This window comes from Stenotrophomonas sp. CASM110 (genome assembly GCF_049384345.1).
GTDB lineage: Bacteria > Pseudomonadota > Gammaproteobacteria > Xanthomonadales > Xanthomonadaceae > Stenotrophomonas > Stenotrophomonas muris.
This window is the reverse complement of the sequence record NZ_JBMRGI010000023.1, coordinates 30,983-49,867: the sequence shown is the minus strand read 5'-3', so window position 1 is coordinate 49,867 and position 18,885 is coordinate 30,983. Positions and strand designations below refer to the sequence as shown.

The 18,885-nt window shown below is 66.4% G+C and carries 12 protein-coding genes; 2 read left to right on the top strand and 10 right to left on the bottom strand.

Going from position 1 to position 18,885, the window contains the following annotated elements:
• Positions 1-36: 36 nt before the first annotated feature.
• Both VG561_RS17670 and VG561_RS17665 read right to left on the bottom strand, forming a co-directional pair.
• Entirely contained in the window at positions 37-384 is a 348-nt protein-coding gene (locus VG561_RS17670) for a ribonuclease E inhibitor RraB (RefSeq protein WP_046431838.1), read from the bottom strand.
• A gap of 23 nt (positions 385-407) precedes the next feature.
• Positions 408-2,018 (bottom strand): transglycosylase SLT domain-containing protein, encoded by a 1,611-nt coding sequence (locus VG561_RS17665; protein ID WP_014647898.1) that lies wholly within the window; start codon positions 2,016-2,018, stop codon positions 408-410.
• A gap of 122 nt (positions 2,019-2,140) precedes the next feature.
• Between VG561_RS17665 and VG561_RS17660 the strand changes: the two genes are divergently transcribed.
• Together VG561_RS17660 and greB are read left to right on the top strand one after the other, a co-directional pair.
• Positions 2,141-3,646, top strand: coding sequence for a helicase HerA-like domain-containing protein (locus tag VG561_RS17660; protein ID WP_197621655.1), 1,506 nt, complete (start codon positions 2,141-2,143; stop codon positions 3,644-3,646).
• Positions 3,647-3,772: 126 nt separating this feature from the next.
• Positions 3,773-4,279: a transcription elongation factor GreB gene (gene greB, locus VG561_RS17655; RefSeq protein WP_014647900.1), complete on the top strand. Its 507-nt coding sequence runs from the start codon at positions 3,773-3,775 to the stop codon at positions 4,277-4,279.
• A gap of 87 nt (positions 4,280-4,366) precedes the next feature.
• On the opposite strand, the gene VG561_RS17650 is transcribed toward greB, so the two are convergent.
• The 8 genes from VG561_RS17650 to VG561_RS17615 all read right to left on the bottom strand — a co-directional run bounded on the left by VG561_RS17650 (position 4,367) and on the right by VG561_RS17615 (position 18,826).
• A complete protein-coding gene (locus VG561_RS17650) occupies positions 4,367-5,191 on the bottom strand; it encodes a DUF3025 domain-containing protein (RefSeq protein WP_111206020.1) in 825 nt (274 codons plus the stop codon).
• Positions 5,188-6,549 (bottom strand): 30S ribosomal protein S12 methylthiotransferase RimO, encoded by a 1,362-nt coding sequence (rimO, locus tag VG561_RS17645; protein ID WP_414611962.1) that lies wholly within the window; start codon positions 6,547-6,549, stop codon positions 5,188-5,190. The genes VG561_RS17650 and rimO overlap by 4 nt, the downstream gene beginning before the upstream one ends.
• Before the next feature lie 188 nt (positions 6,550-6,737).
• The gene (locus tag VG561_RS17640; protein ID WP_041863666.1) at positions 6,738-6,953 is read right to left on the bottom strand and encodes a hypothetical protein; all 216 of its coding nucleotides are present in this window, start codon (positions 6,951-6,953) and stop codon (positions 6,738-6,740) included.
• Positions 6,954-7,040: 87 nt separating this feature from the next.
• The gene (locus tag VG561_RS17635) at positions 7,041-15,317 is read right to left on the bottom strand and encodes a host specificity factor TipJ family phage tail protein (protein WP_423179844.1); all 8,277 of its coding nucleotides are present in this window, start codon (positions 15,315-15,317) and stop codon (positions 7,041-7,043) included.
• Positions 15,308-15,703 (bottom strand): hypothetical protein, encoded by a 396-nt coding sequence (locus tag VG561_RS17630; RefSeq protein ID WP_014647904.1) that lies wholly within the window; start codon positions 15,701-15,703, stop codon positions 15,308-15,310. Before VG561_RS17630 ends, VG561_RS17635 begins: the two co-directional genes overlap by 10 nt.
• Positions 15,703-16,164 carry a DUF1833 family protein gene (locus VG561_RS17625; protein WP_014647905.1) on the bottom strand — a complete coding sequence of 154 codons (462 nt, stop codon included), beginning with the start codon at positions 16,162-16,164 and terminating at the stop codon, positions 15,703-15,705. Before VG561_RS17625 ends, VG561_RS17630 begins: the two co-directional genes overlap by 1 nt.
• Positions 16,161-16,514, bottom strand: a complete 354-nt coding sequence (locus VG561_RS17620; RefSeq protein WP_014647906.1) for a hypothetical protein — start codon at positions 16,512-16,514, stop codon at positions 16,161-16,163. Before VG561_RS17620 ends, VG561_RS17625 begins: the two co-directional genes overlap by 4 nt.
• A complete protein-coding gene (locus VG561_RS17615; protein WP_423179843.1) occupies positions 16,511-18,826 on the bottom strand; it encodes a phage tail tape measure protein in 2,316 nt (771 codons plus the stop codon). Before VG561_RS17615 ends, VG561_RS17620 begins: the two co-directional genes overlap by 4 nt.
• Between the last annotated feature and the right edge of the window lie 59 nt (positions 18,827-18,885).

The following is an 18,885-nucleotide window of genomic DNA, read 5'->3' as shown; positions in this document are numbered from 1 at the left end:
GATGCCGACCAGCGGCCGGCACTACCGGTACGCGCGTTACTGCAGGGCCGGGGCCGGGCCGACGTCCATGCCGTCGTAGTCTTCCACGCCCTTCTCCGCGGCCAGCGCTGCGAATTCCTGGTTGCGACGGTCCAGCGAGGCTTCGTCGTGGATCTCCACGCGCTCCACATGCAGCACGTGGAACGGCGCGTCACCCTCTTCCGGATCTTGTTCGAACAGTTCCACGAAGGTGTAGCCCTGCGCCTGCAGGTGCTCTGCCAGTGCCTGCAACGGCTCAGCAGTGGAGTGCACGAAGAAGTACCCCCACAGCAACGGGCCGTTGATGTCCCAGTCGGTGTTTTCGCGGAGGTTGGCGAACAGGTTGCGGGTGTCTTCGAGATCCATGCGGGTTCCAGGGGTCGGGGGAATTACTTGTCGCAGCCCTGCAGCTTCAGCGTCTGGCCGTGGCGCAGGCTGTAGGCCGGGGCCTTCAGGCCGTTGGCGCGGGCCAGGGTCGGCACGTCGCACTGGAACTTCGCCGCGATGGCGCCCAGGGTCTCGCCCTTGCCCACCTTGTGGCTGCGCACCGGCTTCGGGCGCGCGGCCGGCGCCGGGCGAGGCGTCGCCACCGCCGCCACCGGCGTGGTCGGCACACTGGTGGAGGCCGCAGCGTCGGCCACCGGCACCACGCCGCCCACGGCGACGCTGCCGGTGTAGCTGGCCGCGGTCGGGCGCTTGATCGCCGCGTTCAGATCGGCGGTGATCAGGGTGCGGGCCAGGTCGGCACGCGGGCCACTGACGCAGTTGCGCTGGTACAGCCCGGCGATGCGGGTGGTGGCGTTGATCAGGGTGCCGGCCGGAATCCAGCCATCGGCTTCATAGCGCGGGTTGAGGTTGCGCAGCGCGCGCATGTAGCCATCACGGGTGCCGTGGCTGCCCAGGCAGATGGTCAGTTCATAGATGGTGGTGGACTTGGCCAGGCGCAGCGTGGCCGGCTGCGCGCTGATCTTCGGGAACTCCACGCCATACTGCTGCGGGTGCAGGAAGATCCAGGCCGCGGCAATCACCATCGGCACATAGTCCTTGGTCTCGCCCGGGAACTGGTTGTAGACACTGTCGGTCCAGAAGCTCTGGCCGGCGCTCTGCTTGAACACGCGTGCGGCACGGCCTTCGCCACCGTTGTAGGCGGCCACCGACATTTCCACGTTGTTGTTCAGTTCGCGCAGGCGTTCGTTGAGGTAGCTGGCGCTGGCCTCGGCGGCGCTGCGCGCATCGAAGCGCGTGTCGAAGCCGGTGCCATCCGGGCCGAGGCCGAAGCGACGGCCAGTGGCCGGCATGAACTGCATCAGGCCGGCGGCGCCGGCACGCGAGGAAGCGTGCACGCGGCCGTTGGATTCCTTGGCCATGATGCCGAACAGCAGCGCCTCGGGCAGGCCACGCTTCTCCCACTCCGGCCACATCACCGCGCGCAGGTTCTGGTAGTTCTCGTAGCTGGTCAGCAGCGCAGGACGCATGTCGGTCAGCCAGCGACGGATGCCGGCCTGCACCGCCGGGTTGTACTCGACCATGCTGTCGAAGGCGTGCCGCTTGTCGTTCAGCAGCGCGGCAGCGCGCGCGGCCTCGGGCACATCCGCGGTCAGCGGGCCGATGTGATCCGGGTCGGCTTCCAGGCGGTCACCCCCCTCGTCGGCCACGTCATCGCTGGCAGCGGCATCGGCGTCGTGCTTGAGCAGGCGCTTGTAGCTGGCCAGCAGGGTGCCCATCTGGCAGCCCTTCTGCTTCACGCAGTCGTTGAGGACATCTTCCATGTCCTCCAGCGCGGCGTCGGCCTCGTTGCTGCCCTTGGGGTCGGCATTGGCGACCAGCAGCAGGGCGTCGCTGTAGCGCTTTTCGGCGACGGTCATGCGCTGCTGCAGCGCATCCACCTTCACCTTGTCCCGGGCCGAAACCCGCTGCGCATGGGCGTCGGGCGCCAGGGAAACCAGGCCGGCCAGGGCCAGCAGCGGCCAACCGCGGGAAATCAGGACAGGAACGGGCATTGATGGCACTGTGTGCGAAACAGGCAGGCAGAGTAGCGGCGCCGCCAAGGTCCGGGCAAGCCGACCTTCGGACCGTCACTGCCGGCGGTTAACATTGGGCTATTCATCACAAGGGCTGGACCATGGATCCGATTCTGCTCGGCAAAGGCATTACCGACGATATTGCCGTCACCCTGCTGCCGAAACTCGGCAACCGCCACGGCCTGGTGGCCGGCGCCACCGGTACCGGCAAGACCGTGACCCTGATGACGCTGGCCGAGGGGTTTTCGCGACTGGGCGTGCCGGTGTTCCTGGCCGATGTGAAGGGCGATGTCTCCGGCCTGGCCGTGCCCGGCAGCGGTGCCGAGAACCTGCTGCAGCGTGCCGCCGAGATCGGCGTGGCCGACTATGCGCCGGCCGCCAGCCCCGCCATCTTCTGGGACCTGTACGGCAAGCTCGGCCATCCGGTGCGCACCACGGTCAGCGAAATGGGCCCGACCCTGCTGGCGCGCATCCTCGAGTTGAACGACACCCAGTCCGGCGTGCTCGACATCGTGTTCAAGCTGGCCGACGACCGCGGCCTGCTGCTGCTGGACATGGACGACCTGCGCGCCCTGCTCGGCCTCGTCGCCGAGGAGCGCAAGGACATCTCCACCGAGTACGGCCTGGTCAGCGCGCAGTCGATCGCCGCGATCCAGCGTTCGGTGCTGCGCCTGGCGCAGGACGGTGGCGAGCACTTCTTCGGCGAACCTGCGCTGGAGCTGGCCGACATCATGCGGGTCAACCACGACGGCCGCGGCATGATCGGCATCCTCGCCGCCGACCAGCTGGTACTCAAGCCCAAGCTGTACTCCACCTTCCTGCTGTGGCTGCTGTCGGAGCTGTTCGAGCAGCTGCCGGAAGTGGGCGACCTGGACAAGCCGAAGCTGGTCTTCATCTTCGACGAGGCGCACCTGCTGTTCGACGATGCGCCGCCATCGCTGGTGCAGCGCATCGAGCAGGTGGTGCGTCTGATCCGCTCCAAGGGCGTGGGCGTGTATTTCTGCTCGCAGTTCCCCGACGACGTGCCAGGCAACATCCTCGGCCAGCTCGGCAACCGCGTGCAGCACGCACTGCGCGCGTTCACCCCGCGCGACCAGAAGGCGGTGAAGACCGCGGCCGAAACCTTCGTGCCGAACCCGAAGCTGGACGTGGCCAAGGTACTGAGCCAGCTCGGCACTGGTGAGGCCCTGGTCTCCACGCTGCAGGACAAGGGCATCCCGATGCCGGTGCAGCAGACGATGATCGCGCCGCCACGCTGCCGGATGGGGCCGATCACCGAAGCCGAGCGCGCCCAGGTGCGTGCCGGCAGCCCGGTCGGCAGTCGCTACGACACCGCGATCAACCGCGAATCGGCCGCCGAACTGCTGGCCCAGCGTGCACAGAAGACTGTCGAACAGGCGCAGGCGCCGGCCGCGCGCAGCCGCGAACAGGACGAAGCGCAGGAAGGCGGTTTCGGCCAGGCGATCAAGGATGCGATCTTCGGCACCAAGCGCCGCCAGGGCATGATCGAGACGATGGCCAAGCAGACCACGCGCACCGTCGGCACCAAGCTGGGCAACCAGATCGTGCGCGGCATCCTGGGTGGCATCTTCGGCGGAAAGCGTTGATCTGCCACGGCCGGGGTCAGAGCCCTTTCCGCTGGAAAGGGATCTGACCCCAGGGTCGGATCCCCCCGCCAGGGAGGGATCTGACCCCGCTCTCCCATTCGTCATCCAGAAAAGAAGTCGTATTGCATGTCGCGTTGGCGCCCCCCCGCAGAAAAAAGCACGGCACTGATCACTGCCTCCGGGCATGCCCGGCTGAAGGCCGAACTGGATGAGCTGTGGCGCGTGCGCCGCCCGGAGGTGGTGAAGGCACTGGCCGCGGCCGCCGCGGAAGGTGACCGCTCCGAGAACGCCGAATACACCTATCGCAAGAAGCAGCTGGGCGAGATCGATCGTCGCGTGCGCTACCTGACCAAGCGGCTGGAATCACTGCGCGTGGTCGACACCACGCCGACCGACCCGCTGGCGGTGTTCTTCGGCGCATGGGTGGAACTGGAGAATGTGGACAGTGGCGAGACCAGCCGCTATCGCATTGTCGGGCCGGATGAGACCGATGCCGGGCTGGGCTGGATCAGCATCGATTCGCCGTTGGCGCGGGCGCTGCTGAAGAAGCGACTGGATGACGAATTCTCGGTGGAGCTGCCCGGCGGGCAGTTCACCTTTGCGGTGATCGGGGTGGAGTACGCGCCGTTGTAGAGTCGAGTCATGCCCGACCTCGCTGCCGTTGTAGAGCCGAGCCCATGCTCGTCTGATGGGCAAACGCAGCCGAGCATGGGCTCGGCTCTACAACGGCGGCGGGTATGTGCGCCCTGCGCGCAACGGGCGGAAATACCCGGCATTGCGATAGAAGGCGGAATCCTGCACGCCGTGCCAGCCAGGAACACCGGCCAACGGCAGGGGCCGCAGCTGCAGCGGATCGGTCACTGCCCTGCCTTCGGCAATGGCCGCAGTCACCGCGTCAACGCAGGCAGCATCGGCATCACCCTGCACCACCACGCACTTGCCCACCAGCAATCGCCCCGGCAGCAGTGCCTGTTCCATCAACGCGTGCCCGAATACCGTGGCAATGGCGATGTCACCGCTCTGCCAGCGCGTTGGCTCGAACAACGCAGGCCAGTCATGCCCATCCCACGCGCGCAGCAACGTGACATCATCCACACGCACGATCACGCCGGTTTCGTCGAACTGGGTCAAGGCGGCCTGCGCGCGGTTGCGCTGGCCGGGTGGCATGGCTTCGATATGCCGGCACTGCTGCACGTTGAGTGCCCGCTTGAGCTTTGGGTGGGAGGCCCACACCAGCGCGTTGAACAGGTCGTGCCAGTTGTCGGCACGGGTGGCGATGCGCCCCTGCGCGATGCGGGCCTCGTAGTGCAGGCCATCGGCCAGCAACGCGGCATCCTGTTCGACCAGCTGCCAACCCGGCAGGGACAGGCGTGCGTCAAGCGCCGCGATGGACGGCCAGTGGGAGCCAACCAGCAGATCACGGAAATCCTGCAGCCCGGCAAACAGCGGCTGCGCGAACACCTGCGGATCGATCGCCGCACGTGGCGGCGGTACGAAGCGCCGGACGCCGCCCCCGTCATTGGCGGCGGTCGTCGCTGCGGTCACAGCATCTTGAGGTCGAATGCCGGGCGGGTAGCGGCGGGCAGCGCGTCACCGTACAGGTCGTGCTCGTCGCTCTCGGTGATTTCCACGTCGACGAATTCGCCCACGCGCAGCGGCAACTGGTCGGCGTTCTGGATGTGCACCAGTCCGTCGATCTCCGGCGCATCGGCCCTGGAACGGGCCACGGCGATATCGCCTTCGATGGCGTCGACCAGGCACTGCTGCACGGTGCCGATCTTGGCCTCCAGGCGTGCGGCGGAGATCTGCGCCTGCTTCTCCATGAAGCGGGCCAGACGCTCCTGCTTCACTTCCTCCGGCACAGCATCGGGCAGATCGTTGGCGGTGGCCCCCTCGACCGGCGAATAGGCGAACGCGCCCACGCGATCCAGCTGCGCTTCGTCGAGGAACGACAGCAGTTCTTCGAACTCGGACTCGGTCTCGCCCGGGAAGCCGACGATGAAGGTCGAACGCACGGTGATGTCCGGCGCGATACGGCGCCAGTTCTGCACGCGCTCCAAGGTCTTCTCGACCGCACCGGGGCGCTTCATCAGGCGCAGGATGCGCGGACTCGCATGCTGGAACGGGATGTCCAGGTACGGCAGGATGCGGTTCTCGGCCATCAGCGGCACCACTTCGTCCACGTGCGGGTACGGGTAGACGTAGTGCATGCGCACCCACGCATCCAGCTCGGACAGGCCTTCGCACAGCGCCTTCAGGCGGGTCTGGTAGGCCTTGTCGCGCCACATCTTCTCGGCGTACTTCACGTCCACGCCGTAGGCAGAGGTGTCCTGCGAAACCACCAGCAGCTCACGCACGCCACCACGCACCAGGCGCTCGGCTTCGCGCAGCACCTCATCCACCGGGCGCGAGACCAGCTTGCCGCGCATCGACGGAATGATGCAGAAGCTGCACTTGTGGTTGCAGCCTTCGGAAATCTTCAGGTAGGCGTAATGGCGCGGGGTCAGCTTGATGCCGTAGTCGGGCACCAGGTCCACGAACGGATCGTGCTTGGGCGGCAGTGCTTCATGCACCGCTTCCATCACGCTCTGGTAATCCTGCGGGCCGGACACCGCCAGCACGTTGGGGTACGCCTCGCGGATCTGCTCAGGGCGCTTGCCCAGGCAGCCGGTGACGATGACCTTGCCGTTCTGGTTCATCGCCTCGCCAATGGCATCCAGCGACTCGGTCACCGCCGAATCGATGAAGCCACAGGTGTTGACCACCACCACGTCGGCCGAATCGTAGGACGGGACGATGTCGTAGCCTTCCGAGCGGAGCTGGGTGAGGATGCGCTCGGAATCGACGAGGGCCTTCGGGCAGCCAAGGCTGACGAAGCCGACTTTGGGGTTCAGCTGGGACATGGAATCGCGGGACTCTGGGGGCCTGGGCCCCTGCCGGCATGGCAGGGGTACCTGGGGGCCGGGGCCTGAAAGGGCGCCAGTATACCGGGCTTCGGGCCAGCGCCCTGAATCGCCGCTGCCGCCTGCGGCGCCTGGCCCGTGAAGGGTCAGTACCCGGTCATATCCAGCACCACTGCAACCGCCCGGTCTCAGCCAGCGGCTGCTTCAATGGGCAGCGCTTCTTCCACCTCGATCGCCTCGAACCGGTACAGTGCCCCGAACTTCAAGGCATACGCATCCAGCGGCGATACCGGGATCACCATCTGCGGAAGAAGGTTCTCGCCCTCCGGCCGGAAATGCAGATTGACCACCCCCGACTGCTCCACTGCGCGGGTCAGCAGGACAAGACGTGCGTTGAACTTCATGTTGGATCTCCAAAAAAAGGGCCGCATCCACCGGCGGCCCGAACGGTTTTCATGCAGGGCACCCACCGCGACGGGCAGGTGCACGGGTCACCACACGCCCATGCGCACGCGCAGGCGTCCGGCTTCGTCATAGACCCGCCAGTTGCCATCGCTGTACTCGGTACGACGCCCGCCACCGGGGGCACTGACACTGAACGCGTCGGCCACCACATCGAAACGCGAGACCTGGCCGCTGGACGCCAGTTGCACGCCCCCTACCCGGCCATCTGCACGGACGTTGACCGACCACTGCGCGGAAGACTCGGTGCCTCCGGCCGACCAGGTGGGCGGGGCGGTTGCTGCCGCGTCCACCTGGCTGAGCATCGGGCGGAACATCCAGAAATAGGGCGTGTTTCCACCGGTGCCGATCACGATCACGCGAAAGCGAGCGAAGGTCGCCGTGGCGGGCGCCTTGGTGATCAGGAACGTGCGCGTCAAGCGGTCGAGCGTGATCGGGGTTCCGGTATCGCTCCTCACGCCCGGGCTGTGCACCAGCCCCAGGTGATTGCCGGCCGCATCGAAGAACGTCATCTCCAGCTTGGCTTCCACGCGATGGGTATTGATCCAGGCGGACGCGCAATAGGTCTTGCCGCCTTCGATGGCGATGTCGTACTCGGTTCCCCACCATGCCATTTCGCCTGCTGCGACGACGCCGGGCGTCACCGCGCCCAGCCCGAAGATCCCCTGCGGATGCCAGCTGTCATCGCCGGTGGGGTTGCCCAGTTCGGTCCACCGCCCGTTCGGATTACTGCCCCAGCCCCACCCCGAGCGCTGCCAGAAGGGGAACGTGGTGTTCATCAGCAGGTTGCCACCGGCGCCCAGATTCTTGACCTGCGCCTGCATGCTGGTGACCACGGCTGCATCCGCCTTGCCACCCAGTGAGGCCTGCACGCCATCGATCCGCCCGGACAGCGCGGTCAGTTGCGTACCCTGCTGGCTGACCTGGCTGTTCAGCTGCGAGAAGCCGCTGGCCGATACATCGCCCACCTGGGTCTTGAGCTGGGTCAGGTCACGCGCGGTGGTGTCCAGCTTGGTGCCCTGCTGGCTTACCGAGGTGCTCAGCCCCGTGATGGCCGAGGCATTGGCATCGTTGGCCACCTGGTCGGTGATGTCATAGACCTGGACGCTGTCCACCCGCACCTGACCGTTGTCGGGATGAACATAGAGGTTCAAGCGCCAGGCATCGATGCCGCTGTTGAAGGCATCGAAGTCGAACGATCGGGTCTCGAACGCCTCCACCGCGAACACGGCACGCAGATCCTGGTAGGACTGCTGGCCTGCCGCATTCTTGCGATACATCCGCACCAGCAGATTGTTGGCGCCGCCAGCACCGCAGGCGCGGACGATCACCCGCAGGCGGCGCGCGCCGTTGATCGGCACCCATTTGCCACCGTTGGCCTGCAGGGTCGGATTCACGTTCGTGTAGCGGTTGAGCAGCACACCTGGGCGTCCGTCGCCGTTGACCGTACTCCACACCGCCCCATTGGCCGCCGCCGATGCCGTCCACCCCCCCAGCCCTTCGGCGAAGTCGGGATTGGGCAGCAGGCCGCTTCCGGTGTTGAGCACGCCCTTCAGCCCGCTGGACAGGTCGGTGAGCTGCTGCGCCTGCGCGTCGACCTTCGTGCCCTGCTGATCGACTTTGGTGGTCAGCGCGGTCACCGCGGTGGCCGTGGCAGCGGCGCTCTGCTGCGCGGCGTAGGCGTCGGTGACATCGATCATGCGGATGTCGTCCACCTGCACGCGCACGCCCACTTCGCGCGCACCACTTCCTCCCGGAATGCTGACCAGCATCCGCCACTTCGCCGCAGACGCGGCGGTGTCCAGGTAACCGCTGACCTTGGTCCAGCCATCCTTGCGCAGCGAGGCCAGTGCGTAAGCCTGCAAGGGCCACGAATTCTCCGCATTGGCTTCGTTGGTGGTCTGCCAGCCCACCCGGATGGAACCACCGGTCGGCTGGATACTGTCCGGATGCAGGCGGGCGTAGTACTCCACATAGATGCGGCGATTGCCGGTGATGGGGGTCCACTGCCCGAGGTACAGGTCCGCATTGGTGTTCGGACTGGTGTTGGCCGCAACGTTCACATCCAGACCGCGCTCACCGGTCCGGCGAGCATCGGCGCGGGCGGTGTAGATCGTGCCCGCCGCACTGCCCAGCAGTTGGCCATCCTGGAACGTTTCGAACGCACCCAGCGGGAACAGGCTGTCGCTGCCATTGAGGACCGACTGCACGTCCGACTGCAGCTTGAGCACACTGGACGCACTGCTGGTGACACGATCGCCCAGCTGCACCACGTCGCTGCGCAGGTTGGCGATGGCCGTCGCGTTGCCGGCGATGTCCTGCGCATCGGTGATGTCGTAGAACTCGATCCGGTCGAACAGCACCTTGCCGCCGGCGTTGGTCAGATGCACCTGCGGCATGATCTCGTTGCGATCCTGCGCGGCAGACCATTCGGCCGTGTAGGTTTTCCAGGACGCATCGGACAGGTTCAGCGTCACGTCGGCATGGCTTTCGCCTGTACCCGTGGTTCGCACGCGCAACCGGCAGACCAGGGTCGCCGTGGCTTCATCAAAGGCGCGAGCCACCATCACCAGTCGGTACCGGCGCGACCGCCCCGCAACCACCGGCAACCACCGCGCGTCGTTGGCCGTGATGAAGGGGTTCTGCCCGGCCTGCGGCCCATGCGTCATCAGCAACGCATCACCACTCTGGCCCGATGCCTTCACCCACTCCACGGTGTTGGCCGACACGGTACGGGTCAGCGTCCACCAGGCGGCACTGCCAGCAAAGTTACTGTTGCGCAGCACGTTGTCGCTGCTGGTCACCGAGGTGTCGACCCGCGCGGCCAGGCTGGTCAGGCTGTCGGCGGCGGACACCAGGTCGGTACCGAGCTTGCTGACGTCGGTGCGCAGCCCGGTCAATGCGTCCGCATTGCTCCGCGCCGTACGATCGAGCATCGACGAATCCTGCGATCCGGTCGGCACGCCATTGAGCACGGTGACGGTCATTTCCACCCACATGCCAGTACGGCCGGTCTCCGGCAAGGGCGACAGGATCTGCCTGCCACCGCCGGCACCACTCCTGCGCCGCCCGATCATCACCAGCATCCGCGACCCCGACAGGGCCGCCAGGTTTTCCTGTGACAGGCCCGCGTCCAGCAGGCGGGTGCGCAGGCCACTGGTGTCGCTGTTGCTGGCACTACTGATCGCCCCCACTGCATCGGACGTATAGGCAATGAAGTACTGGTTGTCCTTCAGCGTCTGGTCGTACCAGGTGTTGAAGCGGGCCGACTCGCTCTGCAGATTGCCATGGGTATCGAACACCGCCGTATCGGTGATGCTGTTGTCCGCATTGATGATGCCCACCCGCAGCCCCCGGTTGGCGCCCATGCCCGGCACGATGCTGCCATTGGCACGGTACACACCCGATGCACGGGGGCCACCGGTGGGCCAGGCGAGGATATGTGCGTTGGCGATGATGTTGTAGGCCACCATGTTGCCGATGCCCGAGGCCAGCCGGGTGACGTCCTCGGCGGCACTGCTCAGCTTGCCATCGATCTGTTCCACCCTGGTCGACAGGCCACTGACCGCCGCAGCGTTCGCGTCGACATCGGTCACATCCTCCACCCACAGATCGTCCAGCCACAACGTGCCGGCCGTGCCATTGCGATTGATCGTGACCTTGATGCCCTGCACCGTGCCGGTAGGCGGCAACGTCACGAAGGTCTCGGTCTTGACCCAGTCCACCGATTTCGGGAACGACTGCGTGGCGCCGCCCATCAGGTTGCCGTTGTGGTCGGCGACGCGCAGCTTGGTATTGTCGGCGGTGCCGTCGAAGTCCTCGCTGGTCCGCGTCCAGCACGACACTCGATAGCGACGGCCGGCGGTCAGGGTGATGACGCGCCCCTCATTGACCGCGGCGCTGACCACCGTATTGCTTCCGCCCGCATAGGGCTCCGCCTTCCAGCACAGGCTGTTGCCGCGGCCCTCGCGCACCACCGATGCTGCGGTGGTGTTGAAGAACGTCCAGCCGGTGCCAGCGCCCAGGTTGAAGTCGCCATTGAGCGCGAGGTTGCTGCCCGCGCCCATCACCGCTTCCATGCGACTCTTCAGCTGCACCAGGTCCTGGCTGCTGCTGGTAACCCGGCCATCGAGCTGCCCGACTTCGGTCTTCAACGCATTGAAGGCGCTGGATCCGATCTTGTCACCCATCGTGGCATCGAGGCTGTCCACGCGCCGCCCCAGCGCGGTGTCAGCGGTCACCATCGCCTGCTGCAGGCTGCTGACACTGGCACTGGTGGCCAGCGCGCCGGTGCCTGCCGGCATCCGTGCCTGGAGTGCCTGGATCGACTGCGCGTTGACCTGGTCGCCACTCAGCCGTGCGGTCTTCTCGGCCGCGATCAGGCCCTGGCTGACCCCTGCCAGGTCACCGCCCTCGTAGCTGCCGCGCAACTGCACGGCCAGCGACTCGCGCCGGCCCGCTTCGCTGCTGTCTGCTGCGACGCGTGCAGTGGCTTCGTCCTGCAGCATGGCCACCGACGCACCCGGCGTCGGGCGGCCGATCGCCACCCAGTCCAGCAGGAAGTAGTCGGCATCGGTCTGCGCCTTGGACAGATCCAGGCGGATCTGGTCGACGATGGTCCCGTTCCATGGAATGTTGTCCACGTCCAGCGTCGCGATGCCGTTGCTGTCATAGCTTGGCTCCGCGAACTGCACCATGCGTGCGTTGTCCCACGACTGGCCGGGACCATTCCACAGCAGGCGCCCGTCCCAGGCAGGACTGCCCACCTTGCGGATGCGCAGCTTGACGAAGCGGTGCGCCGCGCCCTGGACATCCTGGCCGCGCGGGCTCGTCACGAAGGCGTCGCTGGCATGGTTGGCCGGGCGCAGCCAGCCCTCCACCAGCGTTGGACTGCCGCCATTCGCGCCCCAACCTTCCACGCTGCTGTCGAAGTACCAGATGCGCTTGCTGTCGAACTGCACGCCACTGCCTGCCGACAGCTGGCTCACCATGCGGGTCAGGTTCTCCACATCCGACCGGCGCTCGCTGGTTTCGCGGGTCACCGCCGTGGTCAGCTCGGTGCGGGTATTCAGATCGCCGGCAGCACGGTCCAGCACTTCGCGCGCCAGGCCATCGGTGTTCGCCTTGAGCGCCTGCGCCTGCTGGTCCAGCCGTTCGGCCTGGCCGGCAAGTCGTTGGGCGCTGGCGGTGATCTGGTCCTGCAGGCGCAGCGATTCGCTACGCAGCGCCTCGGCTGCACGGGTGGCGGCGGCCAGGTCGCTGTCGATGCGGGCGTTGATTTCCTTGCCCAGGTCCTGCTTGACCGATTCGACCACACCGCCGATTCCCTCCAGCGTCTGCCCGGTATTGCGCCCCAGCGAGCGTCGCAGGTAGCGGGCACCGACGGACAGCACGCCAGCGGTGTTGCGACTGCGGCACGCAAACGTCCAGCTGCCCGCCTCTGGCAATACGGCTTCGATTGCGGAGGTGAAGAAGCCACCGGCATCGCCCAGCGGGGTCATGTGCTCCCACAGCGGGTTGTCGATACTGCCGGCGGTATAGCGGATTTCCACGCCGGCGAAATCAGCCGACTGCACGGTGTCGCCGGAGAAGCCCCACACATACCGGCGCACGCCACCGCTGAGCTCTTCGATGTCGAACAGATCGACCAGGACCGGCGGCGCATCGGCACCCAGCGTGGTGTACTGGGTGGACACGGCAACGCCGGCACGGCCATCGGGGCTGTACGGACGAACGACCACCGGATAGGTACCCGCTCCGGAAATCGCCCAGCTCGCTGATCGCGTGGTGGTGCGTGCCACTTCCTCCAGCGCGGCATTGCCGTCTGGATCGGACAGGACCCGCGTTTCGCCGGTGGGTCCACTGATATCGAAGCTGGCCTGCAGTTCGGTATGCACGCTGCCACCCCGGCTGACCTGGCGCTCGACCACCTTCAGATTGCTGGCCACCGGCCGGGTCTGCAGCGAGGATTCATTCGACGGCGGCACATACTGCCCGGTCCGCACGTAGTGCCAGAACTCGGGCCCCTCCTGCACCACCTCCACAGCGGCGCCCTTCAGGTCACCTTCCGGGCGGATGCCGGTCACGCGCACGCGGGTACCCGGCGTCTGCTTGAAGTCGTAGATCCAGATCGTGTCGTGTGCAGGATTGCCGTCGTTGTGGCCCGGCAGCGGTGCATCTGCCGGCCACGGATCGGCCAGCACCAGCCTGTCACTCGGCTCAGCGCCCGGAACCACGCGCAGTACGCGGTAGACACGCTCGCCTGGAATACGCAGGCCGATGAACGCACTGCCCAGCGAAGGTGCCGGGACCGTCTCGTCCAGTTGCAGCGTGGCAACGCCTGCAGCGTCGACGGCGGCATCGATCAGGCGGCCACCGAAGCCCCACTGGGTCAGGTCGTGCTGCAACGCCAGCACCGACAACCGCGAGTAGGCCAGGTGCTCGATGTCGGTGCTGTAGCTGATCGACTTGTATTGATAGACGCTCTGCGCCAGATGCCAACGCGCCAGCATCGCGGCATGGGCTTCGGAGCTGACGCCCTCACCGGTGATCTTGGCCGGATTGAGCATCACCTCCACGCCCGGCGCCGGCACGCGCAGCGTCGCCGCCTTCCAGGTGCGGCGGTCCAGGTAGCTGTACTCGATGCCGTCGGCAGCGTTGGCCAGGGTGTAATCGACCTGGAACTGGCCCTTCTTGATCGTGGCCATGTTGACCACGCCGGACAGGGGCTGCTCATCGGCCGCCCAGGCCACGCCCAGCCGGCCCTTGGCCCAGGTCACCTGGCCGAAGCCGGCCAGCGCGATGGCGTCGAGCACTGCCTGGTGGCTGCGCACCTCGGTCAGCCAGTAGTCGTAGCCCAGCGCGTTGTCCGCGCAGTGCAGCATGAAGGCTTTCAGGCTTTCGATATCGATGCGCCGGTCGGCCATGCCCAGGCCGGCGATGCGCTTGCCGTTCTCATCATGGATGCCACGCGCGTAGGCCAGGATCTGTGCGCCCGGGTTGCTGGTTTCCTCGGTCACCCAGCCGGCCGCTTCACCCTTCCACACCGGAATCGGTCGCGCATGAGCCACGCAGCGGATCTCATCCGGGGTGCCATTGAGCTGGCCGGACGCCTTCATCTGCAGGCCGATGGCAGGAATGCCGGCATGGCTGGCGTCGTCGCGCTGCACGCTGACCAGCGTGGTCCAGGTGAAATTCGCCTGCGCGCCACTGCCATCGGTGTTCTGCCCGGCCACGCGTACGCGCACGTCGTACTGGCCCAGCTCCACGTCGCGGCCGTAGCTGACGCGGCGCGCCTTCTGCGTGCGTCCCACGACGCTGTAATTGCCGAACGACTGCCAGGCATCGGAGCCGACCGGCCGGTACTGGATCTGGATCTGCTCGCGGTTGTCCTTGTCCTTGCCCTTGGACGTGGTATCCCACAGCCGGAACTCGATGTTCACCTGCAGGCGCAGAGAGTCAGCGGAGCTGGTGCGCTCCACCCACGGGCTGGCCACGTGCTTGGCATCGCTGCCGGTATCGAGCAGCTGCGCGCCTTCAATCACATCAGCGTTGCTGTACAGCGGAATCGCTTCGTCGGGCATCTGCGGGAAGCCGCGGAACCAGGTGCGCACGCCTTCGTAGCTGGACAGCGCCGAATCACCGTTCTGCAGGGCCTCCACCCGGCCAACGTTGATGCCCGGGCTGAGGGTCAGGCCGACGTACTGCTCATCGCCCTCGAACCAGGTATAGGGGCGGCTGATCAGGTCCGGAGCGAGGCGCGTGGAACCGAACAGCAGGCCCAGCGGTTCATAGGCGCGCACACGGTTGCGCGGCGCTGCCAGGGAATACGCCGTGTCGGCGACACCGCCGCCACCGGGCTTGGGCGGCTTCGGCGTGAGAACCTTGTTGATCAGCACGCTGCCGGCCACGTAGACCGCGGATGCGGCCAGCGTGCCGTACGTGCCTGCGATGGCGCCTGCGCCCCAGGCGGAACCGGCCACCAGCGTGCCGATGCCGAAGGTGAAATAGGTCAGCGCGATCATCGCCACCAGCGGAATCACCGCCTTGCCCACCACGCTGCGCACTTCGATCAACTGGCCATGGCGCGGTCGCGTGTGCATCCACTGCTCGCGCGGCACCTCCAGCCCGTCAACGCAGACCTGCCATGCGCGGCCATCGAGCCCGTCTACATGGCGCATGAGGAATGCGTACAGGCTTTCACCCGGGCGCAGTTCGACCGGCACGTTGCGCTGGCCATCCAGCAGCACCGGGTGCGGGGTGATGATGAGGCGGCCGTCGACCGCCGGTTGTGGTGTCAGTTCCATGCGTAGTATCCCTCGATCCTCAGCCCAAATCCGGGCAGGTCACGAACGCGGTGCAGCACGCTGCAGCCGTTCGTTTCGTTGCTGTGCAAGACCCAGCCCTCATGAGCCAGGAAAAAGAAAACCCCGGCGTGGCCGGGGTTGTGTTGTCCGCGTTCGATCATCAGTACCAGGTCGCCGTCCTGTGGAGGGCCCTCGCGAGGTACCGCCTGCGCGCGCGACAATGCGCCCAGCTCGGCCGAGCCGCGCCGCCCGCGCGGCCGGCGTCCGGGCAGTGCCACTTCACGGGCGAACAGCGCCCGCTGCACCTGCATCACCAGGTCGGCGCAGTCGCACGCTGCTTCGTCATAGGGGATGCCCACCCATCGCTCGACGTCGACCAGGCGCATCAGAAGATTCCCGGCAGCGTGAACGGATTGGCATGCAGCAGCACGGCCTGCTGGCGCATCAGGAAGTCGACACCACACTGGGCACTGACCGTGCGCGTGTTGACCGACACCTGGGTCATCGGCAGGTCGTACTCGGCCTCGATGGCATCCGGATCGGCGCGATCGGTCAGCATCAACCGTGCGGTCACCATCTCTCCGGGGGCAAGCCCTTCCAGGTCCTCGGTGAGTGCGCGGCCGATGTTGTCGATCACCAGCTGCGCGCGCGGTGCCTGTCCACTGACATCGTCGGGAAGCTGGAAGCCGAACGGTGCGGCAATGAACTCCTTGCCGTTGCTGGTCCAGTTGACGTTGTCGTTGACGATCCGCAACACCTCCGGCATCGACGGCGCCGACACTTCCAACAGCATCAGCGGTCCCTGGGTGTCGGCCAGGCGCTGGCGGCGCTCATGGAAGGAACTCATCGCATGTACTCCAGTACAAGATCGCGCTTGGAGAAGCGGAACCGGGTGTTCAGTGGCACCAGGCGGCCGATGCCCTGCGGGAAGCGGGCGCTGATCGGCTGCCCGGTCCGCGGGTGCTCCATCGTGAACCAGCCGACGCGACCGACATCGTGCAGGTACCACGCTTCGAATGCCTCGGCGTCAGCCGCGGTGCGGAACTGCACCGAGGCGTACACGTTCTTCATCACCCGGCTGTTGAGCGCGCGCATCTTGCTGGGGCCGCGCTCCATCTCGGTCCGCTCTTCCGAAGCGACGATCTCCTCGCCGTAATCCGCAAAGCGGATTTCTGCATATTCTGGCCAACTGCTCATCCCACTGCCTCCGTCCATCCGTATCGGGCCCGTCCAATGGCGCCCAGCTCACCACCGTTGAGGCTGTCGCCCACGATGTCGATCACCAGCCGCCGTACTTCGCTGCCATCGGGCATGCGCTGCCGCTCTTCCCGGGTGTTGACCCGGCTTTCGCCGTAGTTGTTGATTTCCACATTCATCCCACCCTCGCCGGCACGGGCGATCGGTACCTGCACATAACCCCCGCTATCACCACCGGACAGGCCATTGCCGGTTCGCAGCGAAGTGCGCAGGGCGAAGAATGCCGATGGGCCGCCGAGCGCAGCCATGTCTTCCTGGCTGAGCACGCCCTCGCCCTTGTGGACGATGCCGGCCGGCTCGTACTTGCCCCCTGGGCCCGTGTACCCGCCGATGGAAAAGCCGGTGATCTTCGGCCCGAACATCTGCCCGATCGAACTGATCAGCCCACTGACCATCTGTTTGGCTGCCACGCGCGCCAGATCGGCGATGATCGAGTCGGCGAGGTCGGAGAAGGACAGCTTTCCGGTCTGGGCAAACTTGACCAGACTGTCTTCCAACCCGCCCAATGCATTACTGAAGACGCCGTGGCTCAACTCGGCGGCATTGGCCGCGGCATCGGCATAGTCCTCGAACGCCCGCATTGCGCCTTTCTTCCAATCGGACTGGTATGCCTTCTTGTTCTCCTGGAACTCTGCCTCGCGTTGCAGTGACTGTTCATGGAATGCATCGAGCTCGGCCAGCCGGGCTCTGTAGCGCTCCGACTCGATGACCTTACCGTCCTCACCACGCGACTCGTCGTCCAGCGCGCGCTTTCGATTGTCCCGATCCTCATCCAGAGCGGAACGGCGTTGCATGCGATCCACGCTCGCTGCGCCATGGCCGATGCCGAACAGCGCCTGGTCGTTGCCGCGCTGCTGTGCATGCGCCGCCTGCTGGAGCTCCCGCTGCAGCTTCAGCAGATCCTGCTGGGCCTTCTTCGACGCTTCAGCGGCTGCCGCTTCCTTGGCCAGGGCCACCGCGGCGTCCAGCGAGGCCTTCACCCGCAGTTGCTTCTGCTCGCTGAGCTTCTTCTCGGCATGCTCCATCTCGTCAAGGAGGGTGACCTGCAGCTTTTCCGCCTCTGTCATCCCCTCCTTCAGCTTCTGCCGCACCCGGTCCTGGGCGATCTGCTTCTCGATGCGATCCATCAGCCCGGCGTACGCATCAGCCTGCTCGTGCACGCCCCTGACCGACTGCTGGGCGGCCTGCTGCTGTTCGCGGAACTGGGCCTTGCGTTCGATGTCGGCCTTCTTGCGCGCGGCATCCCTGTTGAACTCTGCGCGCTGGGCCGGGTCCATCTTGTCCGGGCCGCCCCTTGCGTTGATCTCCGCGCCGCGTTCAGCCATCCAGGCCGCGTACTCGCCACGGGTCAGCCGGATCCACTCGACCTCGTCCCGCCACGCCTCTCCGCGCATGGCGCCCAGCATGCCGTTGAAGGCATCGGTCGCCTTCAATGCGTTCCATTGCGTCGCACCCAGAGACGCGATGAGCTGGTCAAGCGTCTGGTTGTCCACGTTCTGGATGGCCGCGGCAATCGCATTGAACAGCTTCTCGTCGAGGGCGCCCCTGATCGTTTCTTTCAGGCCACGGAACTTCTCCTGGACCGGCGCGACCTCCGCCTGGAACGCTTCCAGGTTCGCCCTGGCCTTCTCCAGCTCGGCGTAGTCCGAGGCTGCACTCAGGCCCGCCCCTTCCCGTCCCGATCGCTGGCCATGACTCACTCGGCCTTCCCAATGGACGACCGAGCCCTGCAGCGCCTTCTCGCGTGCCTCCAGCTCGCGCAGCGCCCTGGCCTGCTCATGCAGCGTGGCGACCGCCTGCTCCAGGGGCAGCGTGCCCGCGCCCATGCCCAGGCCGGCCTGGTCCATCGAGAACGACATCTGCTGCAGCGACTGCATCTGCTCCTTGTACTCGCTGCGCGCACGTTCGGACGCCTTGACCATGTCCAGGTACGCTTCGCCCAGCTTCTGCACCGACGCGATGGCGATGCCCCATGGGCCACCGGCGGCCGTCAGCAGGCCGCTACCAAGCTCCTTCAAGCCGCTGCCGAGCACATCGCCGCCGACGTTGGCCTTTGCCTTTGTCGCGGCCTTGCCCGTTGCGCCCTCCGGTGCCGCATGCACGCGCGCCAGCGCGGCGGCCGTCCGCTCGGCCTCCGCGCGCAGTGTCTTGAGATTCTGCGTTGCCAGGCGGCTGGCCTCCGCCATTGCGGTACGGAAGCCCGTCGTGTTGACCCGCAGTACTACGTCTAGATTCTGGTTAGTGGACGCCATACGCGTTCCTCCAAGAATGATGAGGGGCCCCGCAGGGCCCCAGGTTCGATTGCATGCCA

Bases quoted from the DNA above. Each gene is read 5' to 3' on its own strand.
- VG561_RS17670 (WP_046431838.1), bottom strand. From the start codon at position 384: ATGGATCTCGAAGACACCCGCAACCTGTTCGCCAACCTCCGCGAAAAC.
- VG561_RS17665 (WP_014647898.1), bottom strand. From the start codon at position 2,018: ATGCCCGTTCCTGTCCTGATTTCCCGCGGTTGGCCGCTGCTGGCCCTG.
- VG561_RS17660 (WP_197621655.1), top strand. From the start codon at position 2,141: ATGGATCCGATTCTGCTCGGCAAAGGCATTACCGACGATATTGCCGTC.
- greB (WP_014647900.1), top strand. From the start codon at position 3,773: ATGTCGCGTTGGCGCCCCCCCGCAGAAAAAAGCACGGCACTGATCACT.
- rimO (WP_414611962.1), bottom strand. From the start codon at position 6,549: ATGTCCCAGCTGAACCCCAAAGTCGGCTTCGTCAGCCTTGGCTGCCCG.
- VG561_RS17640 (WP_041863666.1), bottom strand. From the start codon at position 6,953: ATGAAGTTCAACGCACGTCTTGTCCTGCTGACCCGCGCAGTGGAGCAG.
- VG561_RS17635 (WP_423179844.1), bottom strand. From the start codon at position 15,317: ATGGAACTGACACCACAACCGGCGGTCGACGGCCGCCTCATCATCACC.
- VG561_RS17630 (WP_014647904.1), bottom strand. From the start codon at position 15,703: ATGCGCCTGGTCGACGTCGAGCGATGGGTGGGCATCCCCTATGACGAA.
- VG561_RS17625 (WP_014647905.1), bottom strand. From the start codon at position 16,164: ATGAGTTCCTTCCATGAGCGCCGCCAGCGCCTGGCCGACACCCAGGGA.
- VG561_RS17620 (WP_014647906.1), bottom strand. From the start codon at position 16,514: ATGAGCAGTTGGCCAGAATATGCAGAAATCCGCTTTGCGGATTACGGC.
- VG561_RS17615 (WP_423179843.1), bottom strand. From the start codon at position 18,826: ATGGCGTCCACTAACCAGAATCTAGACGTAGTACTGCGGGTCAACACG.